General features: G+C 67.5%; 21 protein-coding genes. 18 read left to right on the forward strand and 3 right to left on the reverse strand.

What is annotated here, in order from left to right; translation table 11 throughout:
• The first annotated feature begins 154 nt into the window (after nt 1-154).
• Together HV798_RS13785 and HV798_RS13790 are read left to right on the forward strand one after the other, a co-directional pair.
• Nucleotides 155-1,150: a Bug family tripartite tricarboxylate transporter substrate binding protein gene (locus HV798_RS13785; protein ID WP_175192153.1), complete on the forward strand. Its 996-nt coding sequence runs from the start codon at nt 155-157 to the stop codon at nt 1,148-1,150.
• Nucleotides 1,151-1,206: 56 nt separating this feature from the next.
• On the forward strand, nt 1,207-2,172 hold the full coding sequence (locus HV798_RS13790; RefSeq protein ID WP_175192152.1) for a 2-hydroxyacid dehydrogenase: 966 nt from the start codon (nt 1,207-1,209) through the stop codon (nt 2,170-2,172).
• Nucleotides 2,173-2,322: 150 nt separating this feature from the next.
• Here HV798_RS13790 and HV798_RS13795 read toward each other — a convergent pair whose 3' ends face one another.
• On the reverse strand, nt 2,323-2,562 hold the full coding sequence (locus HV798_RS13795; protein WP_175192151.1) for a hypothetical protein: 240 nt from the start codon (nt 2,560-2,562) through the stop codon (nt 2,323-2,325).
• 65 nt (nt 2,563-2,627) lie between these two features.
• Here HV798_RS13795 and HV798_RS13800 point away from each other — a divergent pair, with 65 nt between their 5' ends.
• From HV798_RS13800 to HV798_RS13820, 5 genes are all read left to right on the forward strand, one after another.
• Complete coding sequence (locus HV798_RS13800) at nt 2,628-3,065, forward strand: GNAT family N-acetyltransferase (protein WP_175192150.1); 438 nt, start codon at nt 2,628-2,630, stop codon at nt 3,063-3,065.
• Entirely contained in the window at nt 3,062-3,268 is a 207-nt protein-coding gene (locus HV798_RS13805) for a DUF7661 family protein (RefSeq protein WP_025136133.1), read from the forward strand. The genes HV798_RS13800 and HV798_RS13805 overlap by 4 nt, the downstream gene beginning before the upstream one ends.
• 41 nt (nt 3,269-3,309) lie before the next feature.
• Nucleotides 3,310-3,576 carry a hypothetical protein gene (locus HV798_RS13810; RefSeq protein ID WP_025136132.1) on the forward strand — a complete coding sequence of 89 codons (267 nt, stop codon included), beginning with the start codon at nt 3,310-3,312 and terminating at the stop codon, nt 3,574-3,576.
• 88 nt (nt 3,577-3,664) lie between these two features.
• Complete coding sequence (locus HV798_RS13815; RefSeq protein ID WP_025136131.1) at nt 3,665-4,051, forward strand: hypothetical protein; 387 nt, start codon at nt 3,665-3,667, stop codon at nt 4,049-4,051.
• A gap of 51 nt (nt 4,052-4,102) precedes the next feature.
• A complete protein-coding gene (locus HV798_RS13820) occupies nt 4,103-4,609 on the forward strand; it encodes a GNAT family N-acetyltransferase (RefSeq protein ID WP_175192149.1) in 507 nt (168 codons plus the stop codon).
• Nucleotides 4,610-4,673: 64 nt separating this feature from the next.
• On the opposite strand, the gene HV798_RS13825 is transcribed toward HV798_RS13820, so the two are convergent.
• On the reverse strand, nt 4,674-4,826 hold the full coding sequence (locus tag HV798_RS13825) for a hypothetical protein (protein WP_175192148.1): 153 nt from the start codon (nt 4,824-4,826) through the stop codon (nt 4,674-4,676).
• Nucleotides 4,827-4,977: 151 nt separating this feature from the next.
• Here HV798_RS13825 and HV798_RS13830 point away from each other — a divergent pair, with 151 nt between their 5' ends.
• The 10 genes from HV798_RS13830 to HV798_RS13875 all read left to right on the forward strand — a co-directional run bounded on the left by HV798_RS13830 (nt 4,978) and on the right by HV798_RS13875 (nt 16,082).
• Nucleotides 4,978-5,271 carry a hypothetical protein gene (locus HV798_RS13830; protein ID WP_025136129.1) on the forward strand — a complete coding sequence of 98 codons (294 nt, stop codon included), beginning with the start codon at nt 4,978-4,980 and terminating at the stop codon, nt 5,269-5,271.
• A 179-nt stretch (nt 5,272-5,450) separates the two neighbouring features.
• Complete coding sequence (locus HV798_RS13835) at nt 5,451-6,428, forward strand: LysR family transcriptional regulator (RefSeq protein WP_025136128.1); 978 nt, start codon at nt 5,451-5,453, stop codon at nt 6,426-6,428.
• Complete coding sequence (locus HV798_RS13840; RefSeq protein ID WP_175192147.1) at nt 6,425-7,924, forward strand: flavin-containing monooxygenase; 1,500 nt, start codon at nt 6,425-6,427, stop codon at nt 7,922-7,924. Before HV798_RS13835 ends, HV798_RS13840 begins: the two co-directional genes overlap by 4 nt.
• Complete coding sequence (locus tag HV798_RS13845; protein ID WP_025136126.1) at nt 7,921-8,895, forward strand: ABC transporter permease; 975 nt, start codon at nt 7,921-7,923, stop codon at nt 8,893-8,895. Before HV798_RS13840 ends, HV798_RS13845 begins: the two co-directional genes overlap by 4 nt.
• A complete protein-coding gene (locus HV798_RS13850) occupies nt 8,892-9,809 on the forward strand; it encodes an ABC transporter permease (RefSeq protein ID WP_175192146.1) in 918 nt (305 codons plus the stop codon). Before HV798_RS13845 ends, HV798_RS13850 begins: the two co-directional genes overlap by 4 nt.
• Nucleotides 9,806-10,840, forward strand: a complete 1,035-nt coding sequence (locus HV798_RS13855; RefSeq protein ID WP_025136124.1) for an ABC transporter ATP-binding protein — start codon at nt 9,806-9,808, stop codon at nt 10,838-10,840. The genes HV798_RS13850 and HV798_RS13855 overlap by 4 nt, the downstream gene beginning before the upstream one ends.
• Nucleotides 10,837-11,925 (forward strand): ABC transporter ATP-binding protein, encoded by a 1,089-nt coding sequence (locus HV798_RS13860; protein ID WP_246288792.1) that lies wholly within the window; start codon nt 10,837-10,839, stop codon nt 11,923-11,925. Before HV798_RS13855 ends, HV798_RS13860 begins: the two co-directional genes overlap by 4 nt.
• A 77-nt stretch (nt 11,926-12,002) precedes the next feature.
• Nucleotides 12,003-13,574: an ABC transporter substrate-binding protein gene (locus tag HV798_RS13865; RefSeq protein WP_175192145.1), complete on the forward strand. Its 1,572-nt coding sequence runs from the start codon at nt 12,003-12,005 to the stop codon at nt 13,572-13,574.
• Between the two features lie 4 nt (nt 13,575-13,578).
• The gene (locus HV798_RS13870; protein ID WP_025136121.1) at nt 13,579-14,892 is read left to right on the forward strand and encodes an acyl-CoA thioesterase/bile acid-CoA:amino acid N-acyltransferase family protein; all 1,314 of its coding nucleotides are present in this window, start codon (nt 13,579-13,581) and stop codon (nt 14,890-14,892) included.
• A 20-nt stretch (nt 14,893-14,912) separates the two neighbouring features.
• Nucleotides 14,913-16,082 carry a CMD domain protein gene (locus HV798_RS13875; protein WP_175192144.1) on the forward strand — a complete coding sequence of 390 codons (1,170 nt, stop codon included), beginning with the start codon at nt 14,913-14,915 and terminating at the stop codon, nt 16,080-16,082.
• A gap of 81 nt (nt 16,083-16,163) precedes the next feature.
• Here HV798_RS13875 and HV798_RS13880 read toward each other — a convergent pair whose 3' ends face one another.
• Nucleotides 16,164-17,063 carry a LysR family transcriptional regulator gene (locus HV798_RS13880; protein WP_025136119.1) on the reverse strand — a complete coding sequence of 300 codons (900 nt, stop codon included), beginning with the start codon at nt 17,061-17,063 and terminating at the stop codon, nt 16,164-16,166.
• Between the two features lie 111 nt (nt 17,064-17,174).
• Between HV798_RS13880 and HV798_RS13885 the strand changes: the two genes are divergently transcribed.
• Nucleotides 17,175-18,170 carry a Bug family tripartite tricarboxylate transporter substrate binding protein gene (locus HV798_RS13885; protein ID WP_175192143.1) on the forward strand — a complete coding sequence of 332 codons (996 nt, stop codon included), beginning with the start codon at nt 17,175-17,177 and terminating at the stop codon, nt 18,168-18,170.
• The last annotated feature ends 41 nt before the right edge of the window (nt 18,171-18,211 follow it).

An 18,211-nucleotide genomic window follows, 5' to 3' on the forward strand; every position in this document is an offset into this window, starting at 1 on the left:
GGACCAGACCCCGGTCCACCGACACAAAAGGAGGCTTCGCGCCGTGTCGGCGGGCCCTGCCCCCAACCCTCGAGGCGAACCGCCGCAGCCGTGTTTTCGCGGACGGAATCGCCCGACCTTCGTTGCCCACCCATCCACCACAAAGAGAAGATCCATGGAGACAAACCGACCCGCGCGCCCCCGCATCCGGCTCATTGCCGCGCTGCTGGCCCTGGCCGCCAGCAGCGTCCTGCCGAGCGCGGCGCAGGCTGCGCCCTACCCTGAACGCGCCATCAACCTGATCGTGCCGTTCGCGCCTGGCGGCGGCACCGATATTTCGGCGCGGCTGCTGGCCGCGGCGCTGGGCGACAAGCTGTCCGCGTCCGTCGTGGTGGACAACCGCCCCGGCGCGGGCGGCCAGATCGCCGCCGACCTGGTGGCGCGCGCCAACGCCGACGGCTACACGCTGCTGTTCGCCAATTCCGGCATGCTGGCCATCAACCCGTGGATCTACAAGCTGCACTCGGACCCGGCCAAGGCCTTTGCGCCGGTGTCGCTGTTCTCGGACCTGCCGTTCGTGCTGGTGGTGCCCGCCAGCTTGCCCGCCAAGGATGTGACGGAACTGGTGAGCCTGGCGCGGGCGCAGCCGGGCAAGCACACCTATGCCAGTTCGGGCACGGGCGGCGCGCCGCACCTGTCCGGCGAAATCTTCCAACAGGCCACCGGCGTCGACCTGATGCACGTGCCCTACAAGGGCGGCGGCCCGGCCATGACGGACCTGATGGCGGGCCGAGTCGACATGCTGTTCGCGTCGGTGCTGGAGACGATTCCTTACGTCAATTCCGGCAAGCTGCGCGCACTGGCCGTGACGGGCGCCACGCGCTCGCCCGCCCTGCCCGGCGTGCCGACCATCGACGAAGCCGGCGTGAAGAATGCGCAGACGGGCTCGTGGACGGCGGTGCTGGCCCCGGCTGGCACGCCGCAAGCCGTGATCGACAAGCTGTCGGCCGCGATCCGCGAGGTGGCCAACGACCCCGCCATGAAGACCAAGCTGGAATCGCAGGGCGCCGTGGCCCATGGTTCCACGCCCCAGCAACTGGAAGCCCTGGCCGCCAGCGAGCGCGAACGCTACGGACAGATCATCAAGACCCGGCATATTCAAGTCCAGTAGTTCAACCTTTGGCGGCCCGCGATCCCGCAGGCCGCCCTTCACCCCGCAACACCGCCATGACATCCACCTTGACCGCCCCCGCCGCCGACCTGCTGATGGTCGGCCCTCTGCTGCCCGAACTGACCGCCGACCTGGAATCGCGCTACCGCGTGCACCGCTGGTGGGAAAGCCCAGACCCGGCCGCGCTGCTGCGCGAACACGGCCCGGCGATCCGCGGCATCGCCACCAGCGGCCGCTTTGGCGCGCCGCGTTCGCTGATCGACGCGCTGCCCGCGCTGGAAGGCGTGTTCAGTTTCGGCGTGGGCTACGACACCATCGACGTGGCGGCGGCGCAGGCGCGCAATGTTCTGGTCACCAACACGCCCGGCGTGCTGGACGCCTGCGTTGCCGACACCGCGCTGGCGCTGATGCTGGCCGCCCCGCGCCGCCTGGCCGAAGCCGACCGTTTCGTGCGTGCAGGCCGCTGGCCGCAGGAAGGCTTCGGCCTGGGTACCCGCATGAGCGGCAAGCGCTGCGGCATCGTGGGCCTGGGCAACATCGGGCTGCAGATCGCGCGCCGCGCCGAGGCCTTCGACATGCCCATTCTGTACACCAGCCGCAAGCCGCGGGCAGATGCACCTGCCCGCTATCAATACTGCGCCGACGTGCTGGAACTGGCCGCCCAGAGCGACTTCCTGGTGCTGGCCGTGCCGGGCGGCGCCGCGACGCGCCACCTGGTCAACGCCGCCGTGCTGGACGCGCTGGGGCCGCAAGGCTGGCTGATCAATATCGCCCGCGGCAGCGTGGTGGATGAAACCGCGCTGGTCGCCGCGCTGCGCGATGGACGCATTGCCGGGGCGGGCCTGGACGTGTTCGAACACGAGCCGGCCACGCCCCCCGCCCTGAACGGCATGGACAACGTGGTGATGCTGCCGCATATCGCCAGCGGCACGCACGAAACCCGGCGCGCGATGGCGGACCTGATGCTGGCGAACCTGGACGGCTGGTTCCGGGACGGCACGACGGTGACGCGGGTGGTCTAGGTAAATGTGTCCGACTTGTGGACACAGGGGATTGCAATCTATCGCATATCTGATAAATTTCTCACCGCACTGGCTCGTGCCGGCGAGCCGTTGTGCTTGTTGTTGTAATTTTTTCCGGCCTTCGGGCCGGATTTTTTTTGCCGTTTGGCGTCAACCGTCGATCCGTATCGACAAGCCGTTGCCTTGCACCTCGATCGACCGCACGCGTATCGTCCACCCCGCGTTGATCGCTTCTTCCTGGTCGTCGAAGACGCCGTACTCGGTCACCGTCACGGCGCCCCGCAACGTCCGGCCGTCCGGGCCCTGGCCCTGCGCCTCGATGACCGGCACGAATCCATCCTGCACCTGCACGGCGCCGCGCGTGATCTGAAAACCGTCCTGTTCTTCCATGGTCGCTCCTGGTGGGGGTAGGCCATGGTAGCCTGACCGCCCGACAGAACATCGATGGGAATTCCATGATTGCCGTGCAAAGAATCGAGCCGTCCAACTGGGCGCAGGCCTATCCCCTGATCGCGCAGTTGCGCAAGCTGGACGAAGCGGAATTCCTGCATCGCGTGCGGCGCCAGTCGCACACAGGCTATGAGCTGGTCGGCGCGTACCTGGACGGCAAGCTGGTCGGCGTGATGGGCATCCGGCCCGTGCATACCCTGGCCCGCGGCGCGCACCTGCACGTAGACGATCTGGTGGTCGACGAAGCCATCCGCGGCAGCGGCGCCGGACGGGCGCTGATGGCGTACGCCGAAGCCGATGCCCGGGCCCGCGACATGGGCGCTGTGTTCCTGGATGCCCGACCCGATGCGGTAGCTTTCTACGAACGCGAAAAATACGCACTGCATCCGGCCCCGTCGATGAAGAAGCTCATCGACAAAGACGCAGGCGGGAAGACACCGTGAAATTCGATATCTACCGCCGCTTCCAGCTGGTCATCCTGCGCGAAGACGACCAGTGGGTCGTCTATGACGCCCAGCCCGGCAAGCGCGTGCGCAACAACCTGGTGATTCCGGCGGACGTGGCCGCCGACGAACTGCCCGCCTACCTGGACGACATCTATCACGAGCTGGCCCGGCCCGGCGACACGGTGACGCCGGTTTCCTGACGGGAGTATCGTGGCATTGGCTGTTCGAAAAGGAGCCGGTCATGCCTGACAGTCCCGCCATCGAAGCCAGCGCGTCCCAACTGGGTAACCTGGCGCAGTTTCTCATCTGGGTGTCCGAACACCCGCGCACCTACGCCGACATCATGGACGCCTGGCGCACATCGTGTCCCCGGCTGTCTGCCTGGGAAGACGCCACGGCCAACGGCCTGGTCGACCTGACACGCGGCGAAGCCAATGGCCCGGCCGTGGCGGTGCTGACGCCCAAGGGCCGCGCCTGGCTGGATTCGCGCGAAAAAAACACCGCTTGATCCGACGCCAGGGCGCCGCGGTGCTATGGTGCGGACATGACGGCCGATAACCGGCTGCCCCCCCAAGACTTCCCCTGAAGGCACGACCATGGAAAATCCCTTTGGCGATTCGGACGAACCGTCCAGCAACCGGCGCCAGTACCTGGTCCTGATCGCGGCCTCGAAAGACAATGCGTCGATGGCCCAGAAGCTGCTGGAAAACCTGAAGACCCACGTCGACGAACGCGCGGCGCCCTTATGGATCGATGCCAAGGGCATCGGCGTGTTGCTCACCACCGAATTGGTCGCCTCGGAAATCTGGCAAGCCATGTTCCAGAAGGCGCCCGGCCAGGATTTCGGCGACACCCGCAACATGCTGGTGCTGGAACTGGGCAAGGACTGGGCCGCCCGCCGCGAGGACAAGATCGAACACTGGCTGGCCAGCCACGTCGGCACGCCGCTGCCGGCGCCGCGGCGAACCGACAAGCGGCGCTGATGGCCCTGCCCTCTATATATAGATAGCCCCCACACCGACGACCGCTTTCCCGTGACCCCGAACATCCTCATCGAACGCTTCGCCGAAGCCCACCTGGCCGGCATCACCGCGCTGTACAACGACCCGGCCATGGCGCGCCAGGTGCTGCAGATGCCCTACCAGCCGGCCGAACGCTGGCGCCGGCTGCTGGCCCCCGACAACGAACGCCTGGTGGCGCTGGTGGCCACGCACCAGGGCGAAGTCGTCGGCAGTGCCACGCTGGAACAATTTGCACGCGTGCGCCGCAGCCATTGCGGGTCCATCGGCATGGGCGTGGCCAGCGCCTGGCAACGCCAGGGCATCGGCAGCCGCCTGTTGGGCGAACTGCTGGATATCGCCGACAACTGGATGAACCTGCGCCGGGTCGAACTGGCGGTCTATTGCGACAACGAGGCCGCGGTGGCGCTGTACCGCAAGCACGGCTTCGAAGTCGAAGGGCAACTGCGCGACTACGCCATCCGCGACGGCGGCTATGCAGACGTGTACAGCATGGCGCGCCTGCGGTCGGCCGCGGCCTGAACAGAATCAAACCGCAAGCCTATGCCGCAGCCCGACGGTCGAAAAGACTGGCCGGCTGCCGCCTCTAACAGTTGCCTTTCTTGGCTTGCCCCGGCGGACAGAATCCGCCGCGGCCGCCGCCGTCGTGGGGATCGACGACCACGGATCCGCTGGGCGTATAGACCGCACAGCCCGCCAGCAGGAAGGCGATGACTGCCAGGGTAGAGAGTAGTTTCATGAAGGCGCTCGCCGTGTTCATTTGAGATGCCGCGAGTCTAGGAGAGAGCCTGGAAACAGGGTTCGGCGATTGGTAACACTTGGCCGGCCTGCAACAAACCCGGCCCTGTTTTTGGCGGATTATACTGGATATATAACCAGTGTTTTTCACCATGCCGTTCAAAGTCCCCCTTACCCATGCCGAGCTGCGCGTCATCCGCGAGCGCCAGCCCTGGAACGCCGATGTCCTTGCCCTGCTCTGGGAGGTCAAACGCATGCGCTCGCTCTTGCTGCGCGTGCATCAAGTGTCCTGCGACCTGAAACGGCCGGCCGGCCTGATGGGCGACATCTACGATGAACTGCTGGCCAGCCTGGCCCTGGAACCCTGTATCCAAGAGAGCGACAAGGCCACCGCCGAGCTGCTGGACACGTCCCTGCCGGTGCGCAAGGGCATGGCGCCTCGGTGACGCGCCGGCACGGGTTTGCCCGCGCCCGTCCTAGGGATATCCCCTAAGTCATTGAAATAACTCGCAGTAATGAAAAACCATCAGGAAATCCCCATTAGGGAATTTGCTTATGCCCTTTAATTATTTGTAAAGCGCATACTGAGTGGGCAAGAATTCGTTCTGAGCATAAAGCACCCCAGATGGAACTTCGCCAACTCGAGGCCTTCGCGGCCGTCATGTCCACAGGCAGCGTCACCGCTGCCGGGCGGCTGCTCGGCCGTTCGCAACCGGCGATCAGCCGGCTGCTGCAAGAACTGGAAGCCGAGATCGGCTATGCCCTGTTCACCCGCAGCGGCCCCCGCGTGACCCCGACCGACCAGGGCTTCCTGCTGTACGACGACGTCGAACGCGCCCTGTCCAGCCTGCAACAGATACGCGGCCGCGCCGAGGAGATCGCGCGCGGCCAGGCGCAGCCGTTGCTGCTGGCCGCCACGTCGGCGCTGGCGGCCGGGCTGGTGCCCGATGCACTCAAGCGCATCGAAGCGCAAAGCGGCGCCGCGCGCATTCAACTGCGCAGCGCATCGCCCGAACGCGTGGTGCACGCGGTGCTGAGCGGCGCGGCCCAGCTGGGCGCGACCAGCCTGCCGCTGGAACACCGCGGCCTGACGGTGCACTGGATCGGGCAGGCGCCCTGTGTGGTCGCATTGCCGGAAAACGACCCGGCCGCACGCCATGACGTGGTGCCCGTGGCCGAGCTGGCCGGACGCCGCGTCATCACCATGGCCAACCCGTACCGCCTGCGCCGTCGCCTGGATGCCGCGCTGCCGCCTGGCGGCAACCCGCTTGGCGCCATCGAAACCAATTCGTCCGTCAATGCCCTGGCCGCCGTGCGCGCCGGTTTGGGCGTGTCGGTGCTGGAACCCATTACCGCCTACGGTGCGCCGATGGCGGGCGTGGTGATCCGGCCGATCGACCTGGACATTCCTTTTTTCTTCGGGGTCATCACCCCGCAGTCGCAAGCGCCGACGCCAGCCTGCCAGGCCTTGGCCGATGCCTTGGCGCAGGCCGCGGCAGCGCTGCTGCCCGGCTTCGTGCTGCACGATGCCTGCCAGCATGGCGCGCTGCTGCAATCCATCTACGGTGATGAAGCCCCCCTTACGGATACCCCCGCACTATGAACTTGCCGCTTGCCAACCCAGCCACCCCGGCCCCCGCGCCGCAAGGCCTGGCCAATCTGGAAGCCCGCCTGCGCCAGGACCTGTCCTGGCTGGAAATTCCCGCCAAGAACTGGGTCACGCCGCGCGTGGTCGACGGCCAGCCGGTGCTGGACGTGGCCATCGTGGGCGGCGGCATGGCCGGCCTGGCCGCGGCGGCGTCGCTGACGCACCTGGGCATTGTCGCCCCCATCTTCGACCAGGCGCCCGAAGGCTATGAAGGCCCCTGGGCCACCACAGCCCGCATGGAAACGCTGCGCTCGCCCAAGCAGTTGACCGGCCCCGCGCTGGGCCTGCCCGCCCTGACGTTCCGCGCCTGGTTCGAGGCGCAGTTCGGCCTTCAGGCCTGGGAAGCGCTGGACAAGATTCCGCGCCTGCAATGGATGGATTACCTGCGCTGGTACCGCCGCGTGCTGAACCTGGACGTACGCAACGAACACCGCATCCTGGCCGTGCTGCCGCGCGCCGACCAGCTGGTGCAGCTGGACATCGAATCGCCCGCGGGCCGCAGCACGGTGCTGGCGCGCCGCGTGGTGCTGGCCACCGGCCGCGACGGCCTGGGCGGCGCCTACGTGCCGGCCTTTGCGCACAAGCTGCCGCGCGACCGCTGGGCCCATTCGTCGGACGTGATGGACTACGCCACCCTGGCCGGCAAGCGCGTCGGCGTGGTGGGCGCGGGCGCGTCGGCCATGGACAGCGCGGCCACCGCGCTGGAAGCCGGCGCAGCCAGCGTGGACCTGCTGATCCGCCGCAACGACATTCCCCGCATCAACAAGGGCAAGGGCGCCGGCAACCCGGGCCTGACCCACGGCCACCTGAACCTGCCCGACGACTGGAAGTGGAAGATCCGCCACTACATCAACGCCGCCCAGGTGCCGCCCCCGCGCGGCAGCACGCTGCGCGTGTCGCGCCACCCGAATGCCTACTTCAACCTGGGCTGCGGCGTGCAGGACGTGGAACTGGCGGGCGATGACATCCGCGTCACCACGCCCAAGGGCGTGTTCACGCTGGACTTCCTGATCTTCTCGACGGGCTTTCGCATCGACTGGACCGTGCGTCCGGAATTCGCGGCGCTGGCCCCGCACGTGCGCGCTTGGGGCGACCGCTACACCCCGCCGGCCGGCGAAGAGGACCAGGAACTGCACGATTCGCCCGACCTGGGCCCCGTGTTCGAATTGCAGGAAAAGACTGCCGGCGCCTGTCCGGGCCTGGACCGGGTGCATTGCTTCTCGTACCCGGCCGCGTTGACCCAGGGCACCGTGTCCGGCGACATTCCCGCCATCAGCGAAGGCGCCAAGCGCCTGGCGCAGGGCATCGCGGGCCTGTTCTACCGCGAAGACGTGGCGGTGCACTACGCCAACATGGAAGCGTTCTCGGAACCCGAAGTGTTCGGCGATGAATGGACCCCAGCCCGGGCACCTGCCTCGACGCAGCCCGCGCACCCGGAGACCGCGCAATGACCGGCTGGCTGCTGCGACGTATCGCGCAAGCCGCGGTGGTCGTCTTCCTGATGACGCTGATCGTCTTCGTGGGCCTGCACGCGATCGGCAACCCGGTGGACATCCTGATCGGCCAGGACGTCGACCAGATCGACCGCGCCCGCATCATCGCCGAACTCGGCCTGGACAAGCCCCTGTGGCAGCAGTACCTGGGCTTTCTGAACGGTGCGCTGCACGGCAACCTGGGCAACAGCTTCGTCTACAACATCCCCGCCGTGGAACTGGTGATCCAGCGCCTGCCGGCCACGCTGGAACTGGCGATCGCCGCCCTGCTGCTGGCGGTCATCATCGGGTTGCCGCTGGGTCTTCTGGCCGGCCTGTACCCCGACAGCCGCTTTTCCAAGCTGGTGATGGCGGGCAGCATCGTCGGCTTTTCGCTGCCGACCTTCTGGGTCGCGCTGATGCTCATCATGACGTTCAGCGTGTCGCTGGGCTGGCTGCCGGCCAGCGGCCGCGGCCAGACGGTGGAATTCCTGGGCTTTCAGTGGTCGTGGCTGACGGCCGACGGCTGGCGCCACCTGATCCTGCCGGCGCTGAACCTGTCGCTGTTCAAGATCTCGCTGGTGATCCGCCTGACGCGTGCCGGCGTGCGCGACGTGATGCCGCTGGACTTCGTCAAGTTCGCGCGCGCCAAGGGCCTGTCGCCGTTTCGCGTGGTCTGTGTGCACGTGCTGCGCAACACCATGATTCCGCTGGTGACGGTGCTGGGCCTGGAACTGGGCTCGACCATCGCGTTTGCCGTCATCACCGAAAGCATCTTCGCCTGGCCCGGCGCCGGCAAGCTGATCCTGGACAGCCTGAACGCACTGGACCGCCCCGTGATCGTGGCCTACCTGATCGTGGTGGTGTGCCTGTTCGTGACGCTGAACCTGATCGTGGACATTCTTTATAAAGTGCTGGACCCCCGGGTGCGGCTGGAGGCCTCGGCATGAGTGCCGCATCTACCCCTACCCCTACGCCCGCCTTGCGCCGTGAATCGCCCTGGCGCCGCAACCTGCTGGAATTCCTGTCGTCCAAGACGGCGGTGTTCGGCCTGGTCATCGCCACCCTGCTGATCCTGGCGGCCGTGCTGGCGCCGTGGATCTCGCCGCAGAACCCGTACGACCTGCTGCAGATCGACGTGCTGGATTCGCGCATGACGCCGGGATCGATGAACGGCCTGGGTACTTTCCATTACTGGCTGGGCACCGACGGCCAGGGCCGCGACCTGCTGTCGGGCATTCTGTATGGCCTGCGCATCAGCCTGATGGTCGGCGTGGGCTCGGCCCTGATCGCCGGCATCATCGGCACGCTGCTGGGCCTGTTGGCCGCGTACGCGGGCGGCAAGGTCGATGCGCTGATCATGCGCCTGGTCGACCTGATCCTGTCGTTCCCGTCCATCCTGGTGGCCATGATGATCCTGGCCTACCTGGGCAAGGGCGTGGGCAACGTGGTGCTGACGCTGGTGATCCTGGAATGGGCCTACTACGCCCGCACCGCGCGCGGCCAGGCCCTGGTCGAACGCCGCCGCGAATACGTCGAAGCCGCCCGCTGCCTGGATATTCCCAACTGGCGGATCATGCTCAAGCACATCCTGCCGAACTGCCTGCCGCCGCTGATCGTCATCGGCACCTTGCAGATCGCGCGCGCCATCACGCTGGAAGCCACGCTGAGCTTCCTGGGGCTGGGCGTGCCCGTGACCGAACCGTCGCTGGGCCTGCTGATTTCCAACGGCTTCCAATACATGCTGTCCGGCGAATACTGGATCAGTTTCTACCCCGGCATCGCGCTGCTCGTCACCATCGTGGCGATCAACCTGGTGGGCGACCGCCTGCGCGACGTGCTGAACCCGAGGACCCACAAATGACCGCCGTCCGCCCCGTCGCGGCGCCGGCCGCCGCATCGAACCCGGCCGCACCGGCCACGCTGGAAGTGCGCAACCTGCGCACCCATTTCTTCACCCGCGCCGGCACCCTGCCCGCCGTGGACGATGTGTCGTTCACGCTGGAACGCGGCAAGATCCTGGGCCTGGTCGGCGAGTCCGGCTCGGGCAAGTCCGTCACCGGCTTTTCCATCATGGGCCTGGTGGACGCCCCCGGCCGCGTGGTCGGCGGCCAGGTGCTGTTCCAGGGCCGCGACCTGACCCAGCTGGCCCCGCGCGAACTGCGCAAGCTGCAGGGCAACCGCATCGCCATGATCTTCCAGGATCCGATGATGACGCTGAACCCCGTCCTGCGGGTGGACGTGCAGATGATCGAAACGGTGCGCGCCCACAACAAGATGAGCAAGTCGCAGGCCCGCGAACTGGCCCGCGACACGCTCGGCATGATGGGCATTCCCAGCCCGGAAGAACGCCTGCTGGCCTACCCCCACCAGTTGTCCGGCGGCATGCGCCAGCGCGTGGCCATTGCGATCGCCATGCTGCACCGCCCCGACCTGATCATTGCCGACGAGCCGACCACCGCGCTGGACGTCACCATCCAGGCGCAGATCCTGTCCGAAGTGCAGAAGCTGGCGCAGCAGCACGGCACCAGCCTCATCTGGATCACCCACGACCTGTCGGTGGTGGCGGGCCTGGCTGACGAAGTGGCCGTGATGTACGCCGGCCGCATCGTCGAACACGGCAAGGTCGACGACGTGCTGGATCGCCCCCAGCACCCCTACACGGTGGGCCTGATCGACAGCCTGCCCAGCAACAACCAGCGCGGCCAACGCCTGCGCCAGATTCCTGGCATGACGCCCAACCTGCTCAACCTGCCCGCCGGCTGTGCCTTCGCGGCGCGCTGCGCGCGCGCTACGGCGCAGTGCGGCCAGGCGCCCGCCATCACCGACGTGCTGCCCGGCCACCAGGTGCGCTGCTTTCACCCGACGATTCAACTGCGCGAGGTGGCGGCATGAGCCAGCAATCCGCTATCGGCACGCCGTTGCAAGCGCAGCCTGACACGCCGGCCGGCAACAGCACAACGGCCGGCGCACAAGCCGGCGTCACGCCCCTGATCGACCTGCGCCAGGTCAGCAAGCGCTTTGGCGAACGCCCCGTGGGCGCCGCCGGCCGCGCCTTGCAGCGCCTGGGCCTGTCCAGACCGCCGGCCGTCACGCGCGCCGTCGACCACGTCGACCTGATCGTGAACCCCGGCGAAGTGGTCGGCCTGGTCGGTGAATCCGGCTGCGGCAAGTCCACCCTGGGCCGGATCGCGGCGGGCCTGCTCACGCCGTCCGGCGGCGAAGTATTGATCAACGGCCGCCGTCCGGCCGAGATGACGTCGGCCGAAGCCCACGCCGCCCGCCTGAAAGTGCAGATGATCTTCCAGGACCCCTACGCCAGCCTCAACCCGCGCCTGCGCGTGGACGAGATCGTGGGCGAAGCGGCCCGCATCCACGGCCTGGTGGGCAACGGCGAGTTCGACGACTACGTCAGCGCCCAGCTGCAGCGCGCCGGGCTGGACCCTGCGCTGCGCCAGCGCTATCCGCACCAGTTCAGCGGCGGCCAGCGCCAGCGCATCGGCATTGCCCGCGCCCTGGCCGTGCAGCCGTCGATGCTGGTGTGCGACGAAGCCGTAGCCGCGCTGGACGTGTCCATCCAGGCGCAGATCCTGAACCTGTTCATGGACCTGCGCGAACAGCTGAACCTGACGTATCTCTTCATCAGCCACGACCTGGGCGTGGTCGAGCACCTGTCGGACCGCGTGGTCATCATGTACCTGGGCCGCGTCGTGGAAACGGCCACGGTCGACGAGGTATTCCAGCGCCCCAACCACCCTTATACCCAGGCGCTGCTGGCCGAGATTCCGAACCTGAAATCGCGCCACAAGACCTTTACCGCCATCAAGGGAGAGATTCCCAGCCCGCTGAACCCGCCCTCTGGCTGCCACTTCCATCCGCGATGTCCGCATGCGATGCCGCGCTGCAAAACCGAGGTTCCCACTTTGAAGGGAATCGCCATCAACCACCTGAGCGCCTGTCACCTGAACGACATGGCCTGACGCTCGCGGACCGCGGCGCCTGCGCCGCGATCCATGGAACCTTTACTGCTCGTTCCCCCTCACCAAGGACTCCGAACATGAAACGCCTGATTCTCTCGACCCTGACCGCCGCCATTCTGGGCGTGTCCGCCGCGGCCTCGGCCGACAACCTGTCCATCGGCTTCGCCGACCCGCTGTCGTCGCTGGACCCGCAACTGAACAACCATGCCGGCGACCGCTCGGTGGCCCTGCACTTCTGGGACCTGCTGATCGAAAACAAGTGGAACAAGCTGCAGCCCGGCCTGGCCGTGAGCTGGAAGCCGCTGGACAGCACCACCTGGGAATTCAAGCTGCGCGAAGGCGTCAAGTGGCAGGACGGCACGCCGTTCACCGCTGACGACCTGATCTATTCCTACACCCGCGCCCGCGCCGTGCCCGGCAGCGTGGCCACCTACGCCGGCTACCTGCGCACCATCGACACGATGACCGCCAAGGACCCGCTGACCCTGATCGTCAAGACCAAGGCGCCCAACCCCGACCTGCCGCTGAACCTGGCGTCGGTGCACGTGGTCAGCAAGCACGTCGGCGAAAAGTCGACGACCGAAGACTACAACTCGGGCAAGGCCATGGTCGGCACCGGCCCCTACAAGTTCGTGTCCTACACCCCCGGCGACCGCGTCCTGATGGAACGCAACGACGGCTACTGGGGCGAAAAGGCCACCTGGGACAAGGTCAACTACCGCTACATCAACAACGCCGCAGCCCGCACCGCCGCCCTGCTGGCCGGCGACGTGGACGTGATCGACAAGGTGTCGGTGTCTGACCTGGCCAAGCTGCAAAAGGCCCCGAACGTGTCCGTCTACCCCTACGACGGCCTGCGCGTGATGATCCTGCAGCCCAGCTTCAACCCTGCGCCCAACCAGTACATCACCGACAACAACGGCAAGCCGCTGGACAAGAACCCGCTGCTGGACGTGCGCGTGCGCCAGGCGCTGAACCTGGCCATCAACCGCAAGGCCATCGCCGACCGCATCCTGCAAGGCGCCGCCACCGAAGCCAACCAGTGGATGCCCAAGGGCACCTTCGGCTACAACCCCGACGTGAAAGACATCCCCAACGATGTCGAACAGGCCAAGAAGCTGCTGGCGGCCGCGGGCTTTCCGGACGGCTTCAAGCTGACCATGCACGTGCCCAACGACCGCTACCCGCAAGGCCCGGAAACCGCCCAGGCCGTGGCGCAGTTCTGGACCCGCATCGGCGTCAAGACGCAAGTGGAAGTCGTGCCGTGGGCTGTGTATTCGGGCCGCGCCAACAAGAACGAATTCGCCGTCAGCATGCTGGCGTGGGGCAACGGCACGGGTGAAGCCAGCTACGCGCTGGTCAACATCCTGGCCACCGTCGACGCCAAGAAGGGCCTGGGCGCGTCCAACTGGGGCCATTACAGCAACCCCAAGGTCGATGCCGCGCTGGACCAATCCACCTCGGAATTCGACGTGGCCAAGCGTGAAGCCATCCTGCGCGACTCGGTCAAGCTGGTGGCTGATGACGTCGGCATCATCCCGCTGTACCACTACAAGAACATCTGGGCCACCAAGAAGGGCCTGAAGGTCACCCCGATGACCAGCGACCGCACCGCGGCCATGATGGTCACCAAGGACACGGGCAAGTAAGACCATGGTCCCGACCCTTTCCATCACCCCCGCGGACGCCCTGATCGACGTGCCGCGCCATATCCGGGTCGAGCACGTCGCGCCCGGCCAGACGGTCGAGATCACCGCCTTGACCCGCCGCAACGGCGTGCTGTGGCAAAGCCACGCCGCCTTCGTGGCGGGCGAGGACGGCGTGGTCGACCTGTCGCGCGACGCCCCGGCGTCGGGCGACTATGCCGGCGTGTCGCCCATGGGCCTGGTGTGGTCGCAGTCGCCCGTGGACTCGCCCAGCCGCGAACACTTCAACCACCCGGTCACCGAGGCCCTGGTCACCGACATCGTCGTGCGCGCCGCGGGTGCGCAGGCCCAGGGCCGCTTCGTGCAGCGCCTGGCCGCCGACGGCGTCACCCGCATCGACGTGCGTGAAGAAGGCCTGGTCGGCACGCTGTACCTGCCGGCCGGCGCCACGCCCGGCTCGCACCCGGCCGTGATGATCCTGAACGGCTCGGGCGGCGGCATCAACGAACCGCGCGCGGCGCTGTATGCCTCGCGCGGCTATGCCGCCTTTGCGCTGGCGTATTTCAAGGCGCCGGGCCTGTCCGACTACATCTCGAACACCCCGCTGGAGTACTTCCAGACCGGCCTGCGCTGGCTGCGCAAGAAGGTTCAGCCCAAGCACGACTTCGTCGCCATCAGCGGCCAGTCGCGCGGCGGCGAACTGGTGCTGCTCCTGGGCGCCACCTTCCCCACCGAAGTGTCGGCGGTGGTGGCCTATGTGCCCGGCGCCGTCGTGCACAGCGGCCAGAACGCCTGCGACCCGAAGATCGGCCGCGAAGGCCCGACCTGGCTGCTGGGCGGCAAACCGCTGCCCCACGTCTGGGAAAACAACCGCACCGCCACCTGGGCGCCGTTCGACGAAGGCCCGTCGCCGCATCGCCACGAAAAGGCCATCCTCACCGCCTTGCAGGACCCGGACGCCGTGGCGCGAGCCCGCATCCGCGTCGAAGACATCCAGGGCCCGGTCATGCTGCTGTCCGCCACGGACGACGGCTCGTGGCCGTCCAGCCTGTATTCGAAGATGGTGCAGGACAAGCTGGCCGACGTGCAGCACCCGTACCCGGTCAAGTGGCTGGACTACGAGAACGGCGGGCATTCCATCCTGTTCCCGTACGTGCCCACCACGCAGCTAGTCTACGCCCACCCCGTGTCCGGCAAGATCAGCACCAGCGGCGGCAACCCCAAGGACAACGCCCGTGCCGACCAGGAATCCTGGGAAGGCGTGCTGGCGTTCCTGGACGCAGCGGTGAAGGCTCGCGCGGCCGCCAAGCCGGCTCAATGACACCCAAGGAGACACCCTCAATGGCACAACAACCTATCGTCTACGACGCCGCGAAAGACCTCGTTGACCAGCTCGTCGGCCTGAAGGCCGGCAGCTCCACCTACGCCGCGCGCCACCAGCGCGACAAGGTCGCTGCCGCCACGCAGGGCAGCTACGACGCCCTGTTCGACCCGGCGCTGCCCGGCCTGACCCTGGCCGAGCGCCTGCTGGTCGCGCTGTACGCGTCGCGCCTGACGCCGTCGCCTGCGCTGGCCGCCCACTACCGCCAGCGTCTGGTGGATGCGGGCGCCAACGCCGCCGACATCCAGGTGGCCGAATCCGGCAAGCCCGCGGACGCCGCCGATCCGCGCCTGGCCGCCATCCTGGAATTCACGCGCAAGCTGATCGAAAAGCCCGTCGAAGGTGACGAAGCCGCGCTCAAGACCCTGCCGGCCGCGGGCGTCTCGACGCCGGCCGTGGTGACCTTGTCGCAGCTGATCGCCTTCCTGTCGTACCAGGTGCGCCTGGTGGCGGGCCTGGACGCCATGAAGTCGCTGGCTGAACAACCCGGCCGCGCCGCCGGCACGCCCGCCGCGCCCTTCCCGGCCAACACCGCCGCCACCGCCCCCGGCGACGTCATCAAGAACCACGGCTTCACCAACGAATCGCTGGAATGGAAGGCCTGGCTCGACGTCATCGACCTGGACACGGCCACGCCCGACCAGATCGCCGTGCTGGAAGAAAGCCACCCCAAGGCCAAGGTCTCGGACTACTACCGCTTTCTGGTGCACCAGCCGGAAATCCTGCGCCAGCGCTCCACGGCGTTCAACGCCATCATGTATGCGCCGGGCGGCCTGTCGCGCGCCGAGCGCGAGCTGGGCGCCACCGTGGTGTCGCGCGTCAACGGCTGCGTGTATTGCGCGTCGGTGCATGCGCAGCGCTTCGAACAACTGGCCAAGCGCAATGACGTGATCGCCCAGGTGTTCGAAGACCCCGCCACCGCCGGCACCACCGCGCGCGAACTGGCGATCGGCAAGTTCTCGATCCAGATCACCGACGCGCCGGCCGCCGTCAATGCCGACAGCATCCAGGCGCTCAAAGATGTGGGCCTGACCGAAGGCGAGGTGCTGGACCTGCTGCATTCCGACGCGATCTTTGCGTGGGCCAACCGCTTGATGCTGAACCTGGGCGAGCCGGTTTTTCCGGCTTGATGCCGCTGATGCAAGTTCGGTAGATATCGGACCACGCATCGCACCCGGCACTGCAAACACAGGCCGCCTTCGGGCGGCCTGTTATTTTTGGCGCGCTTCCACCCGCTGCGCCAACAGGTCGTAGAACAGCCGCGCCACCGGGTTGAGCGCCTTGCCGCGCGGATGGATCAGGCCGATGGTGCGCGTCACCGTGGGGTTGCGCAGCGGCACGCTGACCAGCGTGCCATGTTCCGGCCCCGGCATCGCCAGGCGCGGCACCACGCCCACGCCCAGCCCCGCCTCGATCATGCTGACCAGCGCCGGCACGTGCTGCACCTCGCAGAAATGGCGCGGCCGGCAGCCGCTGTGCACCAGCGCCTGGTCCATCAGGAAGCGGTTGCCGCTACCCTGGGCCAGCGTGATGTACGGGTGGTCTTCCAGGTCGGCCCAGCCCACCCACTTGCGCCGTGCCAGCGGATGCTTGCGGCTCACGGCGGCCACGAAGGCCTCTTCCAGCAAGGGCTTGAATTCGATCTCGGCGTCGTTGGCGCCGATGTAGGTCAGGCCGAAATCGGCATCGCCCCGCGCCACCGCCGTCAGCACCTGCGACGACGACTCGTCGATGATGCGGATGCGGATGCGCGGGTATTGCGCGTGATATTCCCGGATCACATCCGGCAGGAAATACGCCACCGCCGACGGCACGCAGGCAATCGTCACCATGCCCGACAGCCGCTCGGCCACGTCGCGAATGCCGATCAACGCGCTTTCCAGTTCGTTCAGCACGCTGCGGGCCTTGGGCACGAAGCCCCGGCCGATGGTGGTCAGTTCCACCTTGCGGGTCGTGCGCGTCATCAGCTGCACGCCCAGCGCCGCCTCAAGCTTGTCCACCCGCCGCGACAGCGCGGACTGCGACAGATGCAGCGCCTCGGACGCCGCGCGAAAACTGCCCAGGTCGGCTACCGCCAGAAAGGCGCGTAGATCCGCGAGATCGAAATTCATGCGTTTTCATCAAGAATTGAACTAATTTTTGCACTTTACTCGATTCCGGGCGCCGGGCACGATGTCTTCCAGCCGCAACCAATAGCGGCCCAGACCAGGAGACCCCACCCCATGAAGCCGTTACGGAGAGCCTGCCTGCGCACCGCGCTGGCCCTTGCGACCGCCCCCTTGCTGCTGTCTGCCATGCCGTCCGCCCAGGCCGCCGACGCCTGGCCGCAGCGCCCCATCCGCCTGCTCGTGCCCTACGGCCCCGGCGGCAGTTCCGACGTCGTGGCCCGCGCCGTGGCCGTGGAAATGTCGCGCGACCTGGGCCAGCAGGTCATCGTCGAAAACAAGGGCGGCGGCCAGGGCACCATCGCCACCCAGGAAGTCGCGCGGGCCCGGCCTGACGGCTACACGCTGATCCTGGGCCATGTGGGCACGCTGGCGGTCAACCCGACCATGATGCCCAATCTGTCGTACGACCCGCGCCGCGACTTCGCTCCCATCGTGCTGCTGGCCAAGCTGCCCATGGTGTTTGCCGTGGGCGACAAGGTGCCGGCCGCCACGCTGCCGCAATTCGTAGCCCTGGCCCGCGCCAAGCCCGGCGTCTTGAACTACGGTTCGGCCGGCAACGGCAGCGCCGGCCACCTGGCCTTCGAAATGCTCAAGACTGCCGCGGCCGTCGATGTGGTGCACGTGCCCTACAAGGGCACCGGCGCCCAGGTCACCGACCTCTTGGCCGGCAACATCGATGCGGCCGCCGCCGGCATTCCGGGCCTGTTGCCGCACGCCCAGGCCGGCAAGATCAAGATCCTGGCGGTGGGCTCGGAACACCGGCTGCCCATCCTGCCCGACGTGCCCACCGTGGCCGAGCAAGGCTTTGCCGGGTTTGAGAGCTCGCAGTGGTTCGGCCTGCTGGCCCCGGTCGGCACCCCGGATGCCGTCGTCGCGCGCCTGCAGGCCGCCGCCAACACCGCCCTGAAAAGCGACGCCGTGCACCAGCGCCTGGCCCACGACGCCGCCGAGCCGTCCGGCGCCGGCCCCGCCGAGTTCGCCGCCTTCATCGACGCCGAAGAGCGCCGCTGGAGCAAGGTCGTGCGCGACGCGCACATTTCCGCGCAATAGCCCCGCCCCCATCGCCCCCTCTTTTGTTTGCACAAGGACTT

Source organism: Achromobacter deleyi, from assembly GCF_902859705.1.
In the GTDB taxonomy this organism is placed as follows: Bacteria; Pseudomonadota; Gammaproteobacteria; order Burkholderiales; family Burkholderiaceae_B; genus Achromobacter; species Achromobacter deleyi.